Consider the following 20,782-nt stretch of genomic DNA (forward strand, 5'->3'; position numbering starts at 1 on the left):
GAATCGAGTATAGGCCTGCGACTTATTAGAAAAAGTTGTTAATTATTCATATTCATTAGATTTTTCTTGATGATCAGCCACACTGGTCAACACCTTTCCCGTTGGGGGACCGACTCATGAAAACCAAAGAAAGCACAGGCGTCTCCAAGCGTCTGCTCGCAGCCCTGTCGCTGCGTCACTTGCATTACTTCCTCACGCTCGCTCGGGTCCTGCACTTTCGCCTCGCGGCCGAGGAGCTGGCGCTGACGGCCTCCGCTCTCAGTACTTCGATCCGGGAGACCGAACGCCTGATCGGCGCCCAGCTGTTCATCCGCAAGGGCCACCAGGTCACGCTGTCGGAGATCGGCGCAGCGATCCTGCCCATCGCCGAGCACCTGTTGAACACCGCCGGCAATGCCATGGCCGACATGGTCCACATCAGCCAGGAACACCAGCAGACGGTCCGCATCGGGCTGGTGCCATCGGTGGCCCACCGCATCCTCCCCCTGCTCCGGCTCCTGCAACGCCAGCATGCCGACCTCAAGTTCGACTTCGTCGACTTGCCCACCCGGGCCCTGATCAACGATGTGCGCAGCGCCAGGGTCGACTTCGGCATCGGCGCCGGTGACGCGACGGCCGGACTGCCCATGCACCGACTGCTGGTGGACGAACTGGTGGTGGTACTGCGCAAGGACGATCCGTTCTGCAGCGCTCGCAGCGTCAGCTGGGCCCAGCTCGATACCCGGCCTGTGGCGCACTTTCTGCTCGGCAGCGTCGCCGACCTGGCCCTGGGCTCGCCCAAGGCCCAGGAAGTCATCGTCAAGGCGGCGTACCGAGTCTCCTTTACCGAAACGCTGTACAGCCTGATCAGCTCCGACTTCTGCGTCGGTATCGTGCCGCGCCTGACCGCAGAGGGCCTGCTGGGCGACGAGCTGACCTGGCGGCCCATCGTCAAGCCGCGTATCCACCGCGACATCGTGCTGTTCGAAACCTGCCATGGGCCACGTACCCCAGCGGTCGACAGTTGCCTGGCCTTCCTCAAGGAACAGGCCGGCCAGATAACCGACTCCCCCCAACAGGAAGAAGCGAGTTGACCCGAGCCCCCCATCCCCTGGAAAACGACCGGCAGTTGCTCGCCACCGTAGCCCTGCTGCAACAGACCCTAGGCCACGACCTGCAGGCGCTGTACCTGCATGGCTCGGCGGTCGGCGCAGGCCTGCAACCGCAAAGCGATATCGATTTGCTGGCGGTCGTCGGGCACTCGCTCAACCTGGCGCAGCACCGCGTGCTGAGCACCGGCCTGTTGCAGATTTCTGCCCGGCACCCGGCCGTTGCCCCTGGTCCACGCTGCCTGGAACTACTGGTCTTCAGCCAGGCCGACCTGGAGGAACCGGGCGTTGCCCCACGAGCCGAGCTGGTCTACGGCGAGTGGCTGCGCGACGACTTCGAGAACGGCAAGCTACCCATGCCCCATGGTGACCCCGAGTACGCTCTGCTGCTGGCCCAGGCACGGCACCAGGCCCTGCCCCTGCTGCCTGGCAGCGATCCGCTGCGCTTGCCCGAGATCTCGCCACAACAGGTGCGCCAGGCCATGAGCCAGGCACTGCCAGCACTGCTGCAGGGGTTACATGGAGATGAGCGGAACGTCCTGTTGACCCTGGCCAGGATCTGGCGCACGGCTTGCTGCGAAGACTTCCTCGACAAGGAGCGCGCTGCGACCTGGGCCATCGCGCAACTCCCCGCCCCCCAAGCCCGCACCCTGGACTACGCGCGCCGCGCCTACCTGGGCCAGCTGATAGACGATTGGAGCGAGCAGCAGGTCCAGGCACGGCAGTTGATGGAGCACTTGCTCGGGTGTATCGGCGAGCTGCCCTGAGCGCCCCTTTGGTTCAGACCGGCTCACCCAATACCCGGCGCGCCTCGCGCCAACCCGACAACAGTGCGCCATGGACCGTACCGCTGTAGTCCGGGTGCGTGGCTTCGCCGGCAAACAGCAACGTGGCGTTGACCGGACTGGCAAGGTCGCGCCGGTCGGTAGGCCGCGCCCCGACCTGGGGAAATGAATAGCTGCCCCGGGCAAAGGGGTCCGCGTGCCAGCGGGTCACGTGCAGGCCCGTCGGCAACGGGATCGAGGAGCCGAATATCTGGCGCAGGTGGGCCATGGCGTCGTCCTGGATCTCCTGGTTCGACATGCCCTCGAGCAACCGCGCCGGGATGCCGCCATGCAGGGCGCAGAGCACGGGTTTCTTGGCGTAGTGATTCAAGGGGTACCAGTTGGCCCACAGGCCCTTGTCGGTGTTCAACTGGCTGATGACCGCAGCTTCGCCCCAGAACACGTGCGGGAACAGGAACACCGCCTTGTTGTAGACCCCCATGCCCAGGCGCTCGATGGCTCCGCGCTTGGCCACGGGCAGTGCCGGCGAGAACTCGACCCCACCCTCCTTCAGGACTCCCAAGGGCAAGGTAACGATCGCGATATCACCCGCCAGCTCGCCTTCGGTGGTGTGTACCCGTACGCCCGAAACACCGTGCTGGATACGCGTGACCCGGTGCTTGAGGCGGATGTCCAGGCCTGCGGCCAACCTGTCCACCAGTTGCCCATACCCGTTGGGGAAAACCACTTCATGCCCATCGAAGGCACTGCCTTCGTTGAGGCCCCAGGCCGCAATGTCCTGCGGATCGGCGGCCAGCCCATCCTCCATCTGGCGACTGAACAGCTCCAGGACCGTGGCTTTCTGCGCCGCCGTCTCTCCCAACCCGGCGAGCACCTGTTGCATGGCCTCCTGGGCGCTCAATTGCGACGCAGCCCCCTGCACCTTCTGGGCGAGTAGCTTGCTGGCCTGTTCGTAGAGCTGCGCGAGTTGCTCCGACTCCTGGCTGCCCAGCGCTCGCCCATTGGCGTCATAGACCTGATTGGAGGTGGGATTTTCCACGTCATACACCACAGTCTCGATACCGAACTGCCTGGACAGGGCCGCGACCGGGTTGCCATCCACACCGTGGATCCAGGAGGCCCCCAGGTCCACCGGTACCTCCTTCCAGCTACGATTGGTCCAGATCCGACCGCCCACCCGGTCACGCCCTTCGATCACTGTCACTCGATAGCCAGCCGTGTGCAGCATCCTGGCGGCGGCCAGCCCGGAAATCCCGGCACCGATCACCAGGACGGTCTTGCTGCTGAGCGCGGGGCCGCCACTGGCAATGGCAGGCACCACTAGCGGCGACGCCGCCAACAGGCTCAATTTCATCAAGGCTCTACGGGAAAAAGACGGCATGGCACCTACTCCAGGACTAAACATCCGAATGGTGCGGCCTTGTACCATGCAGAAACTTATATTCACTCACTCGGGGTCCCATGCACCACGCAGCAAACTTACCGAGAGTTCAAATACCAGCAGGACAACTTGCGACTCCAGCCCCAGGCTGATTTCAATAACCGACTCAAATTTTCCCAAGTTATTGATACTTGGCCGACATAAGCCAAAAGCCAGCCAACGTCAGCTTCGAACAGGCATCAGGCCACCGGTTTACCTGGGCTTAAGGTCAGGCACACAGATTAACCAGGGATACTCAAAAACCATCGATAACGCATCGATTGCCAAGGCCGAGCAACACTCGTCATACAATCAAAGACTTTATGAGCACACCTGTTTATTGAACTAAGTCGCAAGCCACTGGAAGTTCCACATTAACAATCGAGGAAAAACCCATGTGTAAATATAAGTAAAAAATTGCCCCTATTTACGCAGCGTGCAAACAAGCCAGCACGCTCGCTGTTCGCTCGAAACTGGCCGGGCAGTGCCATGCAGGGCCAGGTTTCAGCGCATCGTGATGACGACCTGCCAGTTGCCAAGCTGTTGCGCGTGTAGCCGGTCGGTTTCCAACAGTTGCCGTTCCCGGGCATAGACAGGGTCCGCTGCGATCTGCTGCTCCTGGGACGGGCTCAGCACCACGCCATCGCTGATGCCCGCCCGCTCCAGGAAGGCTTGGGCGGCCAGGTAGTCATGCAGGTCGATGATCGACGCCTGGACGCACTCCAGGCTCTGCCCCTCCCCTTGCTCGAAGTACAGCAACAGGTCGGAGAAGGCATACAGGTACAGGTTGCTGATGACCTGGGCGCTGGTTGCATCCTGCTCGTCCACCACCACTGCATCTATCGCCGCCTCCAGGCCTTCGCAGTCCGGCGCCGGCCCTCCGGCCAGGCAGGTCCAGGCCTGGTCGATGAAATCCCGGCAGAACCTGGGGACAGCCAGCGCCCGGGGCCCCTGGAGCCCCGCCAAACGGTCAAGGGACTTCAAGGCGACGTACAGCTCAATACGCTCTAGTGCTTGCATGGAACCTGCTCAATCCTCGGATCAAAGATACGGCTGCAGCTCGTCGTGGATCAGGCCGCCCAGGTCGTCGGGGCATATCACCACACCCTGCTGCGTCGGCACGGGAAACACCTGGCAGACCCGGTCATCCGCGCGCAGCCCCGGCAACCATCGGCCGCGAAAGTCATCGAGGGATATCGGCCGCGCCACGAAACCGGCCCAGGCCCCCGTGGCACAGGCCTGGGCAAGCGCCGCTTCGGGCCAGAAGGGCACGGCCTCGCCACCGTCAAAGGCCGAGGTGGCCCAACCGTCCTGATACAGCCCCCAGGCCTGCTCGAAATCCACGATCTTGCGCACGAAATAATCGAGTCGCTCTTGCGGCGCCATGGCCAGGAGGTTATGCCGTTTACGTTCATGCATCCTGGGTACCTGCTGCTCCTTGTCGAACGGTAATGGGGCCCGGGGCGCCAGGTTATCGGCCACGGCTGTCCACCACTTGCACGCAATGCTCCTGGTTGTCCCGGCGCAGCTGTGCGATGAAATCCAGATCCCCCAGGTCGCCCTGTTCCAGAAGCTCCAGCAGGGTGGCACACCAGGCAAACTCCCGGGGCGCTTCCCGCTCCACCGGCTCATCCAGTACATCGATGGCCTCGAGCACCTTGCCGATGGCCCAGCGTGCCTTGTCAGCCTCGCCCCAAAGCAGGTACTCGATGCAATAACACGTGCCGATCACCGCGCATTGGGCCTGGTCGGCCAACTCGTCGCTGTAGTCTTCAGTGTCCGGAATCATCAGGTACAGCTGCTGATGCAGCGCCTGCAACGGCAAGTCGTGCCAGTGGCCGACCTGCTGGAACAGCAGGTCCAGGACCTCGGCGTTGACGTCCGTGCCTGAACGGTATTTCTCGGAAAAAGCCCGGTAGACCGGCACCAGCCGCTCCGCAGCCAGCAGGCAGAACAACCCGGCTTGCGCCCTGGGCATGCCCTGCAGCCTTCCATGGTCGAACATCATTGCAGCCACTCTCCCGCTCAAGTTTCCAACTCCAGGCGCCCCATCATCATTGGCAAGGGCGCGACATGGTAGACAACCCAACGCCCTTCCCGAAACCCTGACGAAATCTTTTGGCGGCCTGCACGGGGGCCATATCGCCCCTCTGCCGAAGCGCCAGGACCAACCAGCGGCAAGCCCGCCCTGTTCAACTGCTGGAACACTCCTGCACTTGCTGGCGCAACCAGCGATGCACCTGGTCGTTGTTCACCCGTGGGTGCCAGGCCTGGGAGAACTCACCGCTGGGAGTCACCACTGGCAAGGTGAAGATGCTCAGCGGCAGCAGCGGCAAGGACCATTCGACGAAACGCCGTGGGATCACGGCGATCAGTTCCGAGGTACTGGCCAACTGCATGGCAGCCTGGAAACCGGGCACCACCAATTGCACCTTGCGTTGCAAGCCGATCTTCTCCAGCTCCAGGTCCAGCGGACCACGGGTTCGCCCCCGGCGCGAGACCGACAGGTGCGGATAGGCCACCAGGTCCTCGGCGCTGACCTTGGCCTGTCGGGCCAGTGGATGCTGGTTGTTGACCACGCCGACGAAGCTGTCGATGTACAAGCGCTGCTTGTACACCTCTGGGCCCAGCGGCCCGGCAATGCCGATATCGAGGTCGCTCAGGCCGTCGCGCAAGGCGGCGACATCCTCGTTGCCCTGGGACATGAAGCGCAGGGTGACATGGGGCGCCTGCTCGGCGATGCGCTGGCTCAAGCGCAGGGCCCAGGCACCGGTGAAACCATCCTCGGTGCGCAGGGTGAACACGCGCTTGATGGTGCCCAGGTTGAGCACCTGCTTGTTGCCCAGGACATTGCGTGCCTCCTCCAGGAGATTGTGGACCTGGGGCGCCAGCTCCAGGGCCAGCGGCGTGGGTACCAGGCGTCGGCCGGCCAGGACGAACAGCGGATCGCCCAGGGTTTCGCGCAAGTTGGCAAGGCGCCGGCTCATGGCCGGGATACTCAGGTTCATGCGTTCGGCGGCGCCGGTGACGCTGCCTTCGCGCAACATCGCGTCGAAGGTCAAGAGCAGGTTGAGGTCGGGGAAGTTCATCGCAGCGTCTCGTTTGCATTTTGTGCAAATCTAAACTCTGATATTTGCAATTTTCAATAGACCCCGGCGTCTCTAGCATCCCATCACAACCTAACCGTTCAAGGACGTTGTGATGGCTCCTTATCGCTTGATCCAGTCAGCCACGCTGCTGGGCCTGCTGCTGACGCTGCCGGCCTGCATCAGCCCAGGGCGCACGCCCGAACCGCCCAAGCTCCTGTTCGCCGACGCTCTCGCTGCCGGCCAGGACATCACCCAGGCCACCCTCTGGACACCGGCCAGCGACCACGACCTGTGGTGGCGAACCTTCCGGGACCCGGACCTGGATCGCCTGCTCGAGGCAGCCCTGGACAATTCGCCCAGCCTGGCGATCGCCAGTGCGCGCATCAGCCGGGCCGAGGCCGAGGCCAACGTCGCCCAGGCCAATACCCGGCCCGGTCTGTCGGCCATGACCCAGATCCTGCGCAGCCAGGATTCCGAGCACTACAAGACCAGCGCCAGCGAGTCCGGCAGCTGGCATACCGACGGCCAGGCGTTGCTGCAAGGTCGCTACAACCTCGACCTCTGGGGCCTGAACCACGCGCTGAACGAAGCGGCGGTGGGTAGCCTGCGGGCCGCCGAGGCCGACCGCGCGGTGGCACGCCTGGCCCTGAGCGGCAGCCTGGTGGAAACCTGGTTCGCCCTGGCCGGCGTGCTGGAACAACAGACCGTGGTCGACCAGGCCCTGGAGCAACGGCGCAGCATCTACCGCATCAGCGAACAACGCTTGCAATCAGGATTGGGCACCCAGGTCGACGTGGTCCGTGCCCGCGGCCCCATCCCTTTGCTCGAGGCCGAGCAGGCCCGGCTGCAGGGCGCTGCCCGCGGTTATCAACTGCGCCTGGCAGCCCTGGCCGGCAAAGGCCCGGGCTGGGGCGAACAATGGCGGCCCCGCGGCACGGACCTGCGACGCGCCGTGGTATTGCCCGGGCAACTGCCAGCCGACCTGGTAGGCAACCGCCCGGACGTCATCGCCCAGCGCTGGCGCGTCGAGGCCCAGGCCCAGCGCATTGGCGCGGCACGCGCGGCGTTCTACCCAAACATCGACCTGCTGGCCTTCGCCGGATTCCAGAGCTTTGGCTTCCAGGACCTGTTCCACCACGACAGCCGTACCTACGGCGTCGGTCCGGCGCTGACCCTGCCGATCTTCGATGCCGGCCGCCTGCGCGGCCAGTACCAGGCCCAACAGGCCGGCTATGCCGAGGCCGTGGCGAACTACAACCAGGTGCTGGTGGATGCCCTGGCCGACGTCGCCCGCTATCTCTCGCAACTGCAGGCCCTGGAGGGCCAGCGAGTGAAGACCGTGCAAGGCCTGGACGAAGCCGAACAGGCCTATGAGCTGGAACACCTGCGCTACCGCCAGAGCCTCACCGACTTCCTGCATGTGCTCGACGCCCAGACCCGGGTGCTCGATACCCGCATGCAACTGGTCCAGCTCAAGACGGCCGCACAACAGAACCACGCCGGCCTGTTGCGTGCACTAGGCGGCCAGACCGAAACCGACACGAACGTCACCCGACTTGCAGAGACCTCCCATGACTGACGCCTCCCCAACCCCGACCCCGGCCAAGTCGCGCCGTGGCCTGAACTTCCTGATCATCACCCTGGTGGCCCTGGCCCTGATTCTCGCGGCCGGCGCCTGGTGGCTGCTCTATGGCCGCCTCTACGAAAGCACCGACAACGCCTACGTGCGAGGCGACGTGATCCTGGTCTCGGCCCAGGCGCGCGGCACCGCTACGGCGGTGCATGTCCAGAACACCGACACCGTGAAGGCCGGTGACGCCCTGGTCGAAATCGACCCGGCCGATGCCCGCCTGGGCCTGGACGCCGCCAGTCATCAACTGGCCCTGACCGTGCGCACGGTCAGCAGCCTGTATGCCGAGGAGAACGACCTGGCGGCCCAGGTCAGGTTGCGCCAGGCCGAGGCCAGCCGCGCCAGCCAGGACCTGCAGCGGCGCCGCGCGGTGATCGCCCAGGGCGGGGTCTCCGGCGAGGACCTGCACCACGCCGAGGAAGCGGCGCAGGTGGCCCAGTCCGGATTGCGTGCCGCCGAGGCCAAGCTGGCGGCCCTGCAGGCACGGATCCAGGGGACCACGGTGGAGAATCATCCGCAGGTTAGCGCGGCGGCCGAACGGGTGCGCGAAGCCTACCTGGCCCTGGCCCGGACCAAGGTTCCCGCGCCGGCCGATGGCCTGGTCACCAAGCGCGCCGTACAAGTGGGCCAGCATATCGAGCCCGGCACCGTACTGATGGGGTTGGTACCGCTGGACAGGGTCTGGGTGGAAGCCAACTTCAAGGAATCGCAGTTGGGGCAGATCAAGGTCGGCCAGGCGGTGGAACTGTTCGCCGACTTGTATGGCGAGAGAGTCACCTACCACGGGCGTATCCAGGGCATCGAGGCTGGCAGCGGCGCCGCCTTCGCCACCATCCCGGCGCAGAACGCCACCGGCAACTGGATCAAGGTGGTGCAACGGGTGCCGGTGCGCATCGCCCTGGACCGCGAGGAAGTACTGCGCCACCCGCTGCGCATCGGCCTGTCGATGAGCGCCAAGGCGATCCTCGGCGATCCCGGGGAGCAACCCGAGCCAGCCAAGCTGCAAGACAGCACCGGGGTCTACGACAACCTCCAGCAAGGTAGCCAGGCGCTGGTCGAGCAGATCATCGCGCAGAACCTGCAAGCGTCGAAACTCAACCTGTCGAGGAACGAACGATGATCGCCAAGCGTCCCATCGAACCACTGAGCGGCGGCACGCTGCTCCTGGGCGCGCTGGCGATCGGCATGGCCAATTTCATGATGGTGCTCGATACCACCATCGCCAACGTCGCGGTGCCGACCATTTCCGGCAACCTCGGCGTGGCCCCCGACCAGGGCACCTGGGTGCTGACCTCGTTCAGCATCTCCCTGGCCATCGGCCTGCCACTGACCGGCTGGCTGGTGCAGCGCTTCGGCCAGGTCAAGCTGTTCATGACCGCGGTCGCCCTGTTCGTGCTGGCCTCGGTGTGCTGCGGCCTGGCGCCGAACCTTGGTTCGCTGCTGTTGTTCCGGATCTTCCAGGGCGCGGTGTGCGGCCCCCTGGCCCCGCTGTCCCAGGCCCTGCTGGTGGCGATCTTCCCGCCCGAGCGACGCACCTCGGCGCTGGTGGTGTGGTCGATGACTACCTTCCTCGGGCCGGTGTGCGGCCCGATCCTGGGCGGCTACCTGACCGATAACATCAGCTGGCCATGGATCTTCTACATCAACGTGCCGGTCGGGGCGTTCATCCTGCTGACCCTCAGTCAGGTCCTGCATGGCCGGGACAACCCGACCCGCAAACTGCCAGTGGATGTGATCGGCTTGTTGTTGCTGATGGTCGCGGTCGGTTCGCTGCAGATTCTCCTCGACAAGGGCCAGGACCTGGACTGGTTCGCCTCCACGCCGATCCGCGTACTCGCGGCGGTGGCGGTGCTGGGTTTTGCGTCATTGATCAGCTGGGAACTGACCGAGCAGCATCCGATTCTCGATCTGCGCCTGTTCAAGGAGCGCAACTACGCCATCGGCACCCTGTGCGTGACCCTGGGTTTCTCCCTGTACTTCGCCTCGCTGGTGCTGGTGCCACTGTGGCTACAGACCGAGATGGGCTACACCGCGACCTGGGCCGGGATCGCCACCGCGCCCCTGGGGATCGCCGGGGTGGTGCTGGCGCCCTTCATCGGGCGGCTGATGCAGCACCTGGATGCGCGGATGCTGGCGAGCATGGCCTTCATCTGCTGGATCGGCGCCTCGTTGTGGCGCATGGGCTTCGAGACCGGCCTGGACATTCAGTTCATCGGTTGGAACTCGGTGCTGATGGGCGCCGGCACGGCCTTCCTGTTCACGCCGCTGGTGGCCATTTCGCTGTCGCGCCTGCCACCGGAAAAGATCCCCGCGGCCCTCGGCTTGCAGAACGCCCTGCGCATGACCGGCGCCAGCTTCGCCGTATCCCTCGGCCCGGCGTTCTGGGATCACCGGGCCCGCGGCCACCAGGTCGACCTGGCCGAACGCATGAGCCCTTTCGATCACTGGAGCGGGCAGGCCCGGGCCAACCTCGACAGCCTCGGCCTGTCACCCGAGGGCGCCCTGGAATGGCTAGGCCGGGCCATCGATCGCCAGGCCCACATGTTGGCGCTCAACGACTTCTCGCTGGCCAGCGCATGGCTGTTCTTCGCCGTGCTCAGCATCGTCTGGCTGGCTCATTCACCCAAGGCGAAAGCCAAGTAGATCCGGAGTATTCATGTTCCTGCGTAAAAAAATGAAATACGACCTCGAAGTCACCGCCCTCCATGACCTCACCCCCCTGGTACGGCGCGTCACCTTCAGGGGCGAGCTGTTCGGCGACGACCTGGAGTGCCAGCCGGCCCAATGGCTGAAGCTGTTCCTGCCCAATGGCGGCACCCCCGCCAGTCGTGCCTACACCATCCGCCGGCATCACCGGCATTCGTCCAGCGTCGATATCGACTTCGTCCGCCATGGCCATGGCCCGGCCGGACGCTGGGCGGAGCAGGCCCGGGTCGGCGACTGGATCGGCTGTTCGGCATTGCGTGGTGGTTTCCAGCCCCAGGAAGAGGCCGAATGGTTGCTGCTGGCTGCCGATGAAACCGGCACCCCGGCGGTGATGAGCATCCTCGAGAGCCTGGCCCCCGGCGACCGCGCGGTGGTGGTGCTGGAAGCGGCGAGCATGACCGAGCTGCAGGCCATGGACACCCTGGCCACGGTCAACTACGAATGGATGTTCCGCGACGAGCATCCGCACGCCACCAACCTGCTGCTCGAAGGCATCGACAAGCTCCAGTTGCCTTCGGGGGTCGGGCAGTTCTGGATCGCCGCCGAAGCCCAGGCGATCAACGAAGTCCGCGACTACCTCACCGACGCCTGTTCGATCCAGCGCCGCCTGGTACGCAGCAAGGGCTACTGGATGCGCGGCGTCGCCGACCACCGCGACCGCGACTGAAGCGCCCTCCTGCCACTCTCCTGGGCCGCGACGTCCAGTCGTGGGCCCGGCGCCGAGCCGGGCCCCAGGTCCTAGTCGATCCGCGGGTGCTGCTGCACCAGGTTCTTGCGCTTGGCCTCGAGCTCGGCGATCTGCGTATCGATGTCTTCGATCTTCTGCTCGATGTTGTCGTGGTGCTCCTGGAGCAACTCCCGGGCCTCCTCGATATCGGCCGCCGCCGGGGCCGCGCCACGCAATGGCTTGTTGGCCGTCTCGCGCATGGAAATACCGGTGATCAAGCCGATCACCGCGATCACCATCAGGTAGTAGGCCGGCATGTACAGGTTCTCGGTGGTTTCCACCAGCCAGGCGGCGATCGTCGGGGTCAGGCCGGCGATCAGCACCGAGATGTTGAAGGCGCTGGCCAGGGCGCTGTAGCGGATGCGCGTGGGGAACATCGCCGGCAACGTGGAGGCCATCACGCCGATGAAGAAGTTGAGCAACACGGCCAGGATCAACAGGCCGGCGAAGATCACCCCCAGTACCCCGCTGTTGATCAGCATGAAAGCCGGGATGGCCAGCACGAACAGGCCGACGCTGCCGAAGATGATGAAGGGCCGGCGCCCGACCTTGTCGCTCATGAAGCCGATCAGCGGTTGCACGAACAGCATGCCGACCATGATCGCGATAATGATCAGCACCCCGTGGTCTTCGCTGTAGTGCAGGTTGTGCGACAGGTAGCTGGGCATGTAGGTCAGCAGCATGTAGTAGGTGACGTTGGTCGCCACCACCACGCCGACACAGGTCACCAGGCTGCGCCAGTGCTGGGTTGCCACTTCCTTGAACGACACCGCCGGGCCCGAAGCCAGGCCTTCGCGGTCACCTTGCTCGAGCTTCTCGACATGCTGCTGGAAGGCCGGGGTCTCCTCCAGGGCATGGCGCAGGTAGAGGCCAATGAGGCCCAGCGGCAAGGCCAGGAAGAACGGCAGGCGCCAGCCCCATTCGAGGAACTTCTCTTCACCCAGGATGGTGGAGATCAGTACCACCAGACCCGCGCCGAGGACGAAGCCGGCGATCGAGCCGAAGTCCAGCCAGCTGCCGAGGAACCCGCGCTTGCGGTCCGGGGCGTATTCGGCGACGAAGATCGAGGCGCCGGTGTACTCCCCGCCCACGGAAAAGCCCTGGGCCATCTTGGCCAGCAACAACAGGATCGGCGCCCAGATGCCGATCGAGGCATAGGACGGGATCAGGCCGATGGCGAAGGTGCTCAGGGACATGATCACGATGGTCGCCGCCAGGACCTTCTGCCGTCCGTAGCGGTCGCCCAGGACCCCGAAGAACAACCCGCCCAGGGGGCGGATCAGGAAGGGCACGGAGAAGGTCGCCAGGGCAGCGATCATCTGCACGCTGGGGCTGGCATTGGGGAAAAACACCTTGCCCAGCGCATAGGCGACGAAACCATAGACACCAAAGTCGAACCACTCCATGGCATTGCCCAGCGCGGCGGCGGTGATCGCCTTGCGCATCTTGGCGTCGTCGACGATGGTGATGTCCTTCAAGCCGATCGGCTTGACCCTTTTCTTGCGCGACTTCATAGCAGTTTCCCTATGGCTGGACTGTGCTCATGCATACCTTTGCCCCGGGCCCGGATGGTGGCAGGTACGAGCGGACAGCGAGATGACCAGTGTTCTACCGGCCGGGGCTCCATGCCATCAGATAGCCAGGAATCCGAAAAAATTCACTGTTCATGGCAATTGGCGATTTGTTCGTCCCCTGGCGCCTGCTGGCACACCGTACGACAAGAGCGCCTTGCGCTTTCCATCCCTAGGGCTTTAGTGCTATTGAAAACGCCGATCAGGCTGTTCGACAGTGACCCAGTCGACGGCAGGCTGGAACTCCCGGTGCTGCCCATCCACTAATTTCGGTCGCCGCAACCCCAGTACCCAGTCATGGCCTCGTGCCGATAAGGACATCCAATGAAAACTCTAAAAAGCCTGCGTTCCTTGGCGATCCTGGCCCCCGCCAGCTTGTTGGCCGCCTGCGCATCGATTGGCGGCCCTGCCAGCCCCGCGCAAAAGAACCCTACCAGCCAACTGCTGGACATGCTCGACCAGGCCACCCGCGAAGGCATGTCCGTGGTGCTGGTGCCGACGCTGATGCCCAACAAGAGCGTGACCGATCTTTCCAGCTATTCGCACCGGGTCATCTTCAAGAACAAGGACATGCCCGGCATCGCCTACATGCAGGCCTTCGCCAACAACGACCTGGAGAAGATCAAGGACGCCGTCTACCTGTGGGACTTCCTCGAGGTCAACATCATCCCGCCGGGGACCTACCTGTTGTCCGGCGGGATCGACTACAAGATCGACAGCACCCTGGCCGACATCAAGGCGCCCAAGGGCCAGCCGGGGGCCACGCCCTTGGGCGCGGTGAACCTGTCCGCCGTGCTGTATCGCCGGTTCGTCAAGGAAGAGTATTGGCGTGATGCCTCCTATGCCGACAGGACCTACTCCCAGAACGTCTGCAGCGCCGTGCACATGGCGTCCGGCCAATGCGTGAGCTGGTCACAACAGAACTACACCCAGCGCGAGCAGGTCTCCCAGGGCGGTTGGACCGAAGGCACGAAGATCCAGGACGTCCAGTCCATCAAACTGCAAGCGCAGATACCCGACGCCTATGCCCCGCTGGCCTTCACCATCAAGCCGGGCCAGATCCTGCTCAGCGACCGCTTCCACCTGAAGACTCCGGGCGTGCACTACGACCCGAAAACCTGCAAGGCCGTGGACACGCAAAACATCAAGTGCGCCCTGCGGGACATCCAGGTCTACATGCGACCCGCGCCCATGGAGTTTACGCAGAAGTTCATCGATCACGAGCAACCGAAACTCTCCGAGACAGGCCGCCAGGTGCTGGCGCGCATCCAGCCGATGAAGACCCAGGTACTGGGTGAGAAAGGCATGGAGGACCTGGTGTGGGGCCTGCCAGTCAGCCTTAAGAAACCAGGCAAGTAGACCCGTCGCCGCACCGCACCCGGCCTAGGGAACCGGCTCGCCATCGGGCCGGAACTCCACCGTTGCCCCTGCGGCCTGCAGTTGCTCCTGCAGCGCCAGCAGGCGTATGCGCAAGCCACTGCCGACCAGGATTTCGTCCAGCTGCGCCAATGCCAGGGCCTGTGCCAGGGGTACATCGAGCGCGGCGCGGAAAATCTTCACCACCTTGATCTTCTGCGGGCCGATGCCGGTGATGAGCAATTGGCCGCATTGGTAGAGGCTCTGGTCCAGCACTGGCTGCTCGACGTCCGGCTCTGCTGGCTGGTCGCACTCGCTGCGTTGCCGATGGACTTCGCGCCACAGCTCAAGGGCCAGGTCGGTTTCATTCTCGATCAAGTGCAGGGCTTGCGGACTTGCCGGGGCCAGATCGTGCAATGCCGACAACAACTGGGCGAAACCCTGGAGGCTGGGGGCGATCATCGTCGCCTCCCAACGACCCGCTCCATGCCGGGCAAAGTACACGGGAAAGCCCGCGGCCTGCTCATGGATATCGATGAAAAACGGATCGTCGAAGTAGTTCCTGGCGATCACGTACCAGCCCGGCTGCCAGGCGCCGCAGCTAGAGGCGACAAGGCTTTCGCCGGTCAGGCCATGGGAGCGATAGCCGATCTGGAAGCGCGCCCACTCGTCTAGCGTCGGATAGCTATCCGGCAACTCGAGGTCGCCGGTGACGATGGCAGCGGCAATGAACTCTGCGACCTCGCCCGGCATGGGGTCAGGGAGGTGGTCCTGGTCGGTGCTGGACATACGGCGGATCATCCTGGCGGGTATGGGCGCAGGGCCTGGAGTGCAGGCACCATCATCTGGACAGGTGCCTGGCCTGGGTTTCATCGAAGCCCTCGGGCGCCAAGTCCTTCATCACAAGATTCATGTGGAAGACCCGGTGCTGGTCTTTCGACCAGGCGCCATGAACATGCCGCCAGGTCGCAAAGTCGGCCCGCGCCAGTTTTCTCTCGGCGAAATAGAGGTTCTTGCCATCACCCGAAAACTCCTCGGTGAGGATTCGCCATTGTGCGGCGAGCACGCCCTTGAGCGGCTTGCCATCGTAGTAGACGGCCTCGCCATCACAGGCATACAGGTCGTTCTCGGCAATGACCCGCAAGTCCATGCACCGTGGGTTGCCGCTCATCTTCCGGCCGTAGTACCAGGCGCTGTGGTCGTCGGCGCCGTAACTGCCGCCCACATGGCGAAAGCTGCCGGGATCGACGTCCCGCAGGGCCTTGAACGAGGTTTCATATTCGAAGTAGACATGCTGCCGGTCCAGCCAATACAGGCCGACTCGGCGAAAGCTGTCGCGGTCTATTTTCGGCAAACGGCTCCAGGCGTGGTAAATGCAGGAAGCATCCCGGCCCAGGAAATACTGCTCCTCGCAGAACTCGAATGTCTGCGGATCAGCGGCCGCCAACTTGCGCCCTTGATGCCAGACCTTGCCCTCGCGGATGGCCCAGTATTCGATCCCGTAGGCACCGACGAATTGATGCTCGGGTAGTGCGGCCAGCTTTTTCCATGTCATCGAAGCGATCCCTGGTGCGAAATGAGGGCGAGGCTACGCCATCTGCCCTCGGGGTTGCCAGCGCTAGGCAGGCGCAGGCGAATGCGGATGGCCCTACAGCCTTGCGGGTGCCTGATCTCAATCCGCTTTCAACTGCACCCAGAGCTTGCCAAGAACCTTTTGCAGCAGCGCGCATTCATCCTCGTCCAGGCTGCTGGTCAGGGATTCGCACATCCCCCAGAACACCGGCAAGGACCGCTCCAGTAACTCACGCCCCTGCTCGGTCAACTCCAGGGCGAAGCTGCGCCGGTCCTCGGTACTCAAGCGACGCCTGAGCAGGTCGCGCTTCTCCAGCCAATCCAGCAGGCCAGTCACCGTCGAACGGGTCACGCCAAAGTAATCGGCGATGTAGGACGGCGTAACCGCCTGGCTTTCTATCAGGCCCCGCTCGGCCAGGCCGAAGAACATCAGCAGGTCGAACTTGCTTTCCGATAGCCCGAACGGCGCCAGGCTGGCATTGGCGCGTTGCTCGATGTCATCGCACAGCCAGAGCATCAGCAGGCCCAATCCGGCCCGGGATCGATCGGTCGCGCCTTCGGCGGTATCGCGCATCAGGGCGAGGTGTGGACGGGTCGCGGCGGATGCGGCGAAAGATTTTCCGGAGCCTTGCTCGGGACTGGTGACAGGCTTGGATGCAGGTGGTTTTGAGCGGGACATGGGCGACATGGGTCAATGAGGAGGTTGCCAATCATACCAAGGGGAAATAGTATTTTATCCGTATAGTACGCAACACGTATTATATTTCGATATTGCTATCACGCCCCTTCCCGGGGCCAGCGCGTGCAAACCAACAAGGAAAACGCAATGTCCGTGAAAGTTGTTGAGCTTCACCACGTAGGCTTCGGCGTGAACAACGCCCAGGCCGATGCCATGCTGGACTTCTACCGTGATGTCCTTTCACTGCCCCAGGACCCGGCCCGCTGGAAGATCCCGGGTATCTACGGCTCGTGGTTCAACCTGCCCAATGGCACCCAGTTGCACATCCTCGGGTGCGATGGCGTTTCGCAATACGCCAAGCGCCCTGACCAGGACCCGGTCTCCAACCACTTCGCGCTTGCGGTGGAGGATGTGCTGGCAGCCGAGAAGGTGCTCGTGGAGCGGGGTATCGAGTACTTCACCCTCGACAATGTGGCCTCGCCCTCCTTGAAACAGCTGTTCCTGCGCGATCCGGCCGGCAACCTGATCGAGTTGCACCAGGCCAGCGAGCGGCGCCCTGGCGTCGACTCGGCCAACCAGGACAAGCCCCCCACCGCCAATCGTTGAAACCGTTCAGGACATAGCCATGTATTTTGATATGAAGGCGCTGAGCCCGGAGCAGCGCAGCAACCTGGTGCATTCCACCGTGATCCCTCGCCCCATCGCCTGGGTCAGTTCCTGCGATGGATCGGGGGCGGTCAATGTCGCGCCGTTTTCCTTTTTCAACGTGATGTCGGGAGACCCACCGCTGCTGTGCCTGTGCATCGGCTCGCGCTCGGGAGAACCCAAGGACACCGCGCGCAACATCATCGAGCGTGGAGAGTTCGTGGTTAACCTGGTCTCGGCCCCGATGGCCGGGCGCATGACCGTCACCTCCATCGATTTCGATGCTCAGGTCAACGAGGCCCTCGAGGCCGGCCTGCAGATGCTGCCCGGCCAGCAAGTGAGCGTTCCACGCATCGCCTCGAGCCCTTGCTCGATGGAGTGCCGTGTTCGCCAACTGATCGACATCGACGGCGTGCGCACCTTCATCCTCGCCGACATCGTCGGTACGCACCTGTGCGAGGAAGCGATCGTCGACGTGACCCGCATGTTCATCGACCCGACCTCCATGGCCCTGATCGGCCGGCTGCACAGTCCCGGCTGGTACTGCGAAGTGTCTGCGGATTTCCAGATGCCGACTCCAACGCCACAAGCCTGGCAGTCCTTGAAGGCCCAGGGCCGCGAGCAGGAACTGCTGGCATGGCGGGAGCCCTCCACCTCGCAAACAGGCGCAAAAGAACGATGCTGAATGCCCATGAAATACAGGAATGCGCCAATCGCCTGGATGCCGCCGAACGCTCGCGCGAACAGATTCGCCAGCTCTCCCTCACCCATCCGGACATGACCATCGCCGATGCCTACGCCATCCAGCGTGCCTGGGTCGAGACGAAACTGGGTCGTGGCCGGAGGATCATCGGGCACAAGTGTTGCCGCTGACCGAAAACTGACCCAGTAAAGGCTGTTCTGCCGACTGAAAACTGACCCAGGTGTTCAACTGCTTCTGCTCACTTTTCGAGCAGGAGAACACAGGGTGATCAGCATGGAAATGTTGGGAAAAATCCGGCGGATGTACTTCCGCGACAAGCTCTCGCTGCATCAGATAGCCAAGCGTACCGGACTGTCGAGAAACACCATTCGAAAATGGGTCAGAGCACCCGAAGCCACCCAGCCGGCGTACCAACGGTGCGCAACCTTCAACAAACTCAGTCCATTTCACGAGACGCTGGAGCAGGCGCTCAAGGCCGATTCGTTTCGGGCAAAGCACAACCGCAGGAGTGCCAAAGCACTCTTCGAACAGATCAAGGCCGAGGGGTACGACGGCGGCTACAGCCAACTCACCGCCTTTATACGCTCGTGGCGCGGCGAGCAAGGCAAGTCTTTACGAGCCTTTGTGCCGCTGACCTTTGCACTCGGGGAGGCCTTTCAATTCGACTGGAGCGAAGAAGGTCTGCTGATCGGCGGCCTGTTCCGACGCATCCAGGTCTCCCATATGAAGCTGTGCGCCAGTCGCGCATTTTGGTTGGTTGCGTATCCCAGCCAAGGCCACGAGATGTTGTTCGATGCCCATACCCGCTCGTTTGGCGCGTTAGGTGGGGTGCCGCGTCGCGGCATCTACGACAACATGAAGACCGCTGTCGACAAGGTCAACAAGGGTAAGGGCCGCACGGTCAATGCTCGGTTTGCCGTGATGTGTGCGCACTACCTGTTCGACCCGGACTTCTGCAACGTCGCTTCCGGCTGGGAAAAAGGCATCGTTGAAAAGAACGTCCAAGACAGCCGACGGCGCATCTGGCTCGATGCTCAAAACTGCATGTTCCACACCTTCGAGGAATTGAATGCCTGGCTCGGCCAACGCTGCCGTGCGCTCTGGGGCGAACTGCTGCACCCGCAGTACAACGGGCTGACCGTGGCGGACGTCCTGGAGCTGGAACGCGCTGAATTGATGCCGATGCCGACTGCCTTTGATGGCTACGTCGAGCGCACCGTACGGGTCTCCAGCACCTGCCTGATCAGCGTGGCGCGAAATCGCTATTCGGTGCCGTGTGAGCGGGTCGGCCAGTGGGTCAGCAGCCGTTTGTATCCTTCCCGGGTGGTGGTCATCGCCGATGAAACGACGATTGCCAGCCACGAGCGTCTGTTTGATCGAGATCAGGTCAGTTTTGACTGGCAGCATTACATCCCGCTTATCGAGCGCAAGCCTGGAGCGCTGCGCAATGGCGCTCCGTTTGCTGATCTGCCGAAGCCGTTGCAGCTGCTAAAACGCGGTCTGAGGCGTCACGCCAATGGTGATCGAGTCATGACGCAGGTACTGGCGGCTGTTCCCATCGCCGGGCTCGACGCCATATTGGTGGCTGTGGAGTTGGTACTTGAATCAGGCAGCTTGAGTGCTGAGCACATCCTGAATGTCCTGGCTCGACTGACATCGACAGCAGCCCCTCCGTCCGCCGAAACCAGCCTTCAACTCAAGATAGCGCCTGTCGCCAATACGGCACGCTACGACCGGCTCCGTACCACCGATGAGGAGACTCGCAATGCGTGATCTTATGGCGGAACTCAAAGAACTGCGTCTGCATGGCATGGCCAGCGCCTGGGAAGAACTAGCCTCGCAAGGAGAAGCTTCGACGGCATCCTCGAAATGGCTACTTGAGCATCTTCTCCAACAAGAACATGCGGATCGAGCGGTGCGCTCAGTGAACCACCAGATGAACATGGCCAAACTCCCCATGCATCGTGATTTGGCCGGCTTCGACTTCAGCGCTTCCAGCGCAGATGCCCGCCTGATCAGGGATCTGTCCAACCTGGAGTTCACCGATACCGCGCAGAATGTCGTGTTCATCGGCGGGCCTGGAACAGGCAAAACACACCTCGCCACCGCCTTGGCTGTGTCCGGGATCACGACGCATCACAAACGCGTGCGCTTCTACTCCACGGTGGATCTGGTCAATCTGCTGGAACGCGAAAAGTACGACGGCAAGACGGGCCGCATCGCTCAAGGGCTGCTACGAACAGACCTGGTGATACTCGATGAACTGGGGTATTTGCCCTTCAGCCAGAGCGGTGGTGCCCTGTTATTTCACCTGCTGTCCAAGCTGTACGAGCACACCAGCGTGGTGATCACCACCAACCTCAGCTTCTCGGAATGGTCGAGCGTGTTTGGTGACGCCAAGATGACAACGGCGTTGCTGGATCGGCTGACACACCACTGCCACATCGTCGAAACGGGCAACGAGTCCTACCGCCTGCAACACAGCAGCTTGGTCGCCCAGACGAAGATCATGTCACGTGAACGAAAGCGCAAAGACAATGATGGTGCCGAGGACGATGAGCTGTTTTGATCCGCACCAAAAATACCCTGCCGCATGCCCACATGCGGTGGGGGCTTAATGCCTCTTCCACCGGGACACGACTGCTAAGCTTATCCACAATTGCTGATGCCAAAATCAGCAATCCGCCCTGGGTCAATTTTCAATCGGCAGGGTGGGTCAGTTTTCAATCAGCGCCGACACTACTCCTGCAGTAAGCCTTAGGCCTTTCAGATTTTTCAGATCCAATGCAAAAAGCCATAGGGTTCCGCCCT

At 63.0% G+C, this 20,782-nt stretch carries 20 protein-coding genes and 1 pseudogene; 12 read left to right on the forward strand and 9 right to left on the reverse strand.

The genetic code is table 11. The features are described from left to right. The first annotated feature begins 116 nt into the window (after positions 1-116). Both ATY02_RS28185 and ATY02_RS28190 read left to right on the forward strand, forming a co-directional pair. Positions 117-1,073 carry a LysR family transcriptional regulator gene (locus ATY02_RS28185; RefSeq protein WP_068579145.1) on the forward strand — a complete coding sequence of 319 codons (957 nt, stop codon included), beginning with the start codon at positions 117-119 and terminating at the stop codon, positions 1,071-1,073. Next, a complete protein-coding gene (locus ATY02_RS28190; protein ID WP_068579143.1) occupies positions 1,070-1,855 on the forward strand; it encodes an aminoglycoside adenylyltransferase domain-containing protein in 786 nt (261 codons plus the stop codon). Before ATY02_RS28185 ends, ATY02_RS28190 begins: the two co-directional genes overlap by 4 nt. A 13-nt stretch (positions 1,856-1,868) precedes the next feature. Here ATY02_RS28190 and ATY02_RS28195 read toward each other — a convergent pair whose 3' ends face one another. The 5 genes from ATY02_RS28195 to ATY02_RS28215 form a co-directional block, all read right to left on the reverse strand. Beyond that, positions 1,869-3,227, reverse strand: coding sequence for a flavin monoamine oxidase family protein (locus tag ATY02_RS28195; protein ID WP_176720658.1), 1,359 nt, complete (start codon positions 3,225-3,227; stop codon positions 1,869-1,871). A 570-nt stretch (positions 3,228-3,797) separates the two neighbouring features. Beyond that, entirely contained in the window at positions 3,798-4,313 is a 516-nt protein-coding gene (locus tag ATY02_RS28200; RefSeq protein WP_068579141.1) for a hypothetical protein, read from the reverse strand. Between the two features lie 21 nt (positions 4,314-4,334). Next, positions 4,335-4,712 (reverse strand): DUF2750 domain-containing protein, encoded by a 378-nt coding sequence (locus ATY02_RS28205; protein ID WP_068579365.1) that lies wholly within the window; start codon positions 4,710-4,712, stop codon positions 4,335-4,337. 52 nt (positions 4,713-4,764) lie between these two features. Then, positions 4,765-5,271: a hypothetical protein gene (locus ATY02_RS28210; RefSeq protein WP_164823723.1), complete on the reverse strand. Its 507-nt coding sequence runs from the start codon at positions 5,269-5,271 to the stop codon at positions 4,765-4,767. 214 nt (positions 5,272-5,485) lie between these two features. Continuing rightward, positions 5,486-6,382, reverse strand: a complete 897-nt coding sequence (locus ATY02_RS28215) for a LysR family transcriptional regulator (protein WP_068579137.1) — start codon at positions 6,380-6,382, stop codon at positions 5,486-5,488. A gap of 112 nt (positions 6,383-6,494) precedes the next feature. On the opposite strand from ATY02_RS28215, the gene ATY02_RS28220 reads away from it, so the two are divergent. The 4 genes from ATY02_RS28220 to ATY02_RS28235 are packed head-to-tail and all read left to right on the forward strand — an operon-like array spanning position 6,495 to position 11,385. After that, on the forward strand, positions 6,495-7,961 hold the full coding sequence (locus ATY02_RS28220; RefSeq protein WP_068579135.1) for an efflux transporter outer membrane subunit: 1,467 nt from the start codon (positions 6,495-6,497) through the stop codon (positions 7,959-7,961). Next, positions 7,954-9,132: an HlyD family efflux transporter periplasmic adaptor subunit gene (locus ATY02_RS28225; RefSeq protein WP_068579133.1), complete on the forward strand. Its 1,179-nt coding sequence runs from the start codon at positions 7,954-7,956 to the stop codon at positions 9,130-9,132. The genes ATY02_RS28220 and ATY02_RS28225 overlap by 8 nt, the downstream gene beginning before the upstream one ends. Next, positions 9,129-10,655 (forward strand): DHA2 family efflux MFS transporter permease subunit, encoded by a 1,527-nt coding sequence (locus ATY02_RS28230; protein WP_068579131.1) that lies wholly within the window; start codon positions 9,129-9,131, stop codon positions 10,653-10,655. The genes ATY02_RS28225 and ATY02_RS28230 overlap by 4 nt, the downstream gene beginning before the upstream one ends. 13 nt (positions 10,656-10,668) lie before the next feature. Continuing rightward, on the forward strand, positions 10,669-11,385 hold the full coding sequence (locus ATY02_RS28235) for a siderophore-interacting protein (protein ID WP_068579129.1): 717 nt from the start codon (positions 10,669-10,671) through the stop codon (positions 11,383-11,385). A 71-nt stretch (positions 11,386-11,456) separates the two neighbouring features. On the opposite strand, the gene proP is transcribed toward ATY02_RS28235, so the two are convergent. Further along, a complete protein-coding gene (proP, locus tag ATY02_RS28240) occupies positions 11,457-12,959 on the reverse strand; it encodes a glycine betaine/L-proline transporter ProP (protein ID WP_068578614.1) in 1,503 nt (500 codons plus the stop codon). Positions 12,960-13,340: 381 nt separating this feature from the next. Here proP and ATY02_RS28245 point away from each other — a divergent pair, with 381 nt between their 5' ends. Continuing rightward, positions 13,341-14,375: a hypothetical protein gene (locus ATY02_RS28245; RefSeq protein ID WP_068578613.1), complete on the forward strand. Its 1,035-nt coding sequence runs from the start codon at positions 13,341-13,343 to the stop codon at positions 14,373-14,375. Between the two features lie 24 nt (positions 14,376-14,399). Here the strand turns inward: ATY02_RS28245 and ATY02_RS36225 are convergent, their stop codons facing one another. From ATY02_RS36225 to ATY02_RS28260, 3 genes are all read right to left on the reverse strand, one after another. Further along, on the reverse strand, positions 14,400-15,161 hold the full coding sequence (locus ATY02_RS36225; RefSeq protein WP_083235666.1) for a hypothetical protein: 762 nt from the start codon (positions 15,159-15,161) through the stop codon (positions 14,400-14,402). Between the two features lie 52 nt (positions 15,162-15,213). Next, a complete protein-coding gene (locus ATY02_RS28255; protein WP_068578612.1) occupies positions 15,214-15,927 on the reverse strand; it encodes a DKNYY domain-containing protein in 714 nt (237 codons plus the stop codon). 117 nt (positions 15,928-16,044) lie between these two features. Beyond that, positions 16,045-16,623: a MarR family winged helix-turn-helix transcriptional regulator gene (locus ATY02_RS28260; protein ID WP_141698271.1), complete on the reverse strand. Its 579-nt coding sequence runs from the start codon at positions 16,621-16,623 to the stop codon at positions 16,045-16,047. 147 nt (positions 16,624-16,770) lie between these two features. Here ATY02_RS28260 and ATY02_RS28265 point away from each other — a divergent pair, with 147 nt between their 5' ends. From ATY02_RS28265 to istB, 5 genes and pseudogenes are all read left to right on the forward strand, one after another. Then, complete coding sequence (locus ATY02_RS28265) at positions 16,771-17,229, forward strand: VOC family protein (RefSeq protein ID WP_068578608.1); 459 nt, start codon at positions 16,771-16,773, stop codon at positions 17,227-17,229. A 19-nt stretch (positions 17,230-17,248) separates the two neighbouring features. Then, the gene (locus tag ATY02_RS28270; RefSeq protein WP_068578606.1) at positions 17,249-17,953 is read left to right on the forward strand and encodes a flavin reductase family protein; all 705 of its coding nucleotides are present in this window, start codon (positions 17,249-17,251) and stop codon (positions 17,951-17,953) included. After that, positions 17,947-18,129, forward strand: a pseudogene (locus ATY02_RS28275) (2-oxo-hepta-3-ene-1,7-dioic acid hydratase); the annotation flags it as partial. The gene ATY02_RS28270 and the pseudogene ATY02_RS28275, both read left to right, overlap by 7 nt. Positions 18,130-18,244: 115 nt before the next feature. Beyond that, positions 18,245-19,744 (forward strand): IS21-like element ISPpu27 family transposase, encoded by a 1,500-nt coding sequence (gene istA / locus ATY02_RS28280; protein WP_115284415.1) that lies wholly within the window; start codon positions 18,245-18,247, stop codon positions 19,742-19,744. Next, on the forward strand, positions 19,737-20,540 hold the full coding sequence (gene istB / locus ATY02_RS28285) for an IS21-like element helper ATPase IstB (protein ID WP_020300922.1): 804 nt from the start codon (positions 19,737-19,739) through the stop codon (positions 20,538-20,540). The genes istA and istB overlap by 8 nt, the downstream gene beginning before the upstream one ends. The last annotated feature ends 242 nt before the right edge of the window (positions 20,541-20,782 follow it).

It is taken from the genome of Pseudomonas sp. BIOMIG1BAC, from assembly GCF_001705995.2.
Classification (GTDB): domain Bacteria; phylum Pseudomonadota; class Gammaproteobacteria; order Pseudomonadales; family Pseudomonadaceae; genus Aquipseudomonas; species Aquipseudomonas sessilinigenes.

Excerpts from the sequence above, each read along its gene's own strand:
- ATY02_RS28195 (WP_176720658.1), bottom strand. The coding sequence starts at position 3,227 with ATGAAATTGAGCCTGTTGGCGGCGTCGCCGCTAGTGGTGCCTGCCATT.
- ATY02_RS28225 (WP_068579133.1), top strand. The coding sequence starts at position 7,954 with ATGACTGACGCCTCCCCAACCCCGACCCCGGCCAAGTCGCGCCGTGGC.
- ATY02_RS28220 (WP_068579135.1), top strand. The coding sequence starts at position 6,495 with ATGGCTCCTTATCGCTTGATCCAGTCAGCCACGCTGCTGGGCCTGCTG.
- ATY02_RS28260 (WP_141698271.1), bottom strand. The coding sequence starts at position 16,623 with ATGTCCCGCTCAAAACCACCTGCATCCAAGCCTGTCACCAGTCCCGAG.
- ATY02_RS28255 (WP_068578612.1), bottom strand. The coding sequence starts at position 15,927 with ATGACATGGAAAAAGCTGGCCGCACTACCCGAGCATCAATTCGTCGGT.
- ATY02_RS28185 (WP_068579145.1), top strand. The coding sequence starts at position 117 with ATGAAAACCAAAGAAAGCACAGGCGTCTCCAAGCGTCTGCTCGCAGCC.
- ATY02_RS28245 (WP_068578613.1), top strand. The coding sequence starts at position 13,341 with ATGAAAACTCTAAAAAGCCTGCGTTCCTTGGCGATCCTGGCCCCCGCC.
- istA (WP_115284415.1), top strand. The coding sequence starts at position 18,245 with ATGGAAATGTTGGGAAAAATCCGGCGGATGTACTTCCGCGACAAGCTC.
- ATY02_RS28230 (WP_068579131.1), top strand. The coding sequence starts at position 9,129 with ATGATCGCCAAGCGTCCCATCGAACCACTGAGCGGCGGCACGCTGCTC.
- ATY02_RS28215 (WP_068579137.1), bottom strand. The coding sequence starts at position 6,382 with ATGAACTTCCCCGACCTCAACCTGCTCTTGACCTTCGACGCGATGTTG.
- proP (WP_068578614.1), bottom strand. The coding sequence starts at position 12,959 with ATGAAGTCGCGCAAGAAAAGGGTCAAGCCGATCGGCTTGAAGGACATC.
- ATY02_RS28270 (WP_068578606.1), top strand. The coding sequence starts at position 17,249 with ATGTATTTTGATATGAAGGCGCTGAGCCCGGAGCAGCGCAGCAACCTG.
- ATY02_RS28235 (WP_068579129.1), top strand. The coding sequence starts at position 10,669 with ATGTTCCTGCGTAAAAAAATGAAATACGACCTCGAAGTCACCGCCCTC.
- ATY02_RS36225 (WP_083235666.1), bottom strand. The coding sequence starts at position 15,161 with ATGTCCAGCACCGACCAGGACCACCTCCCTGACCCCATGCCGGGCGAG.
- ATY02_RS28205 (WP_068579365.1), bottom strand. The coding sequence starts at position 4,712 with ATGCATGAACGTAAACGGCATAACCTCCTGGCCATGGCGCCGCAAGAG.
- ATY02_RS28200 (WP_068579141.1), bottom strand. The coding sequence starts at position 4,313 with ATGCAAGCACTAGAGCGTATTGAGCTGTACGTCGCCTTGAAGTCCCTT.
- ATY02_RS28265 (WP_068578608.1), top strand. The coding sequence starts at position 16,771 with ATGTCCGTGAAAGTTGTTGAGCTTCACCACGTAGGCTTCGGCGTGAAC.
- ATY02_RS28210 (WP_164823723.1), bottom strand. The coding sequence starts at position 5,271 with ATGCCCAGGGCGCAAGCCGGGTTGTTCTGCCTGCTGGCTGCGGAGCGG.
- istB (WP_020300922.1), top strand. The coding sequence starts at position 19,737 with ATGCGTGATCTTATGGCGGAACTCAAAGAACTGCGTCTGCATGGCATG.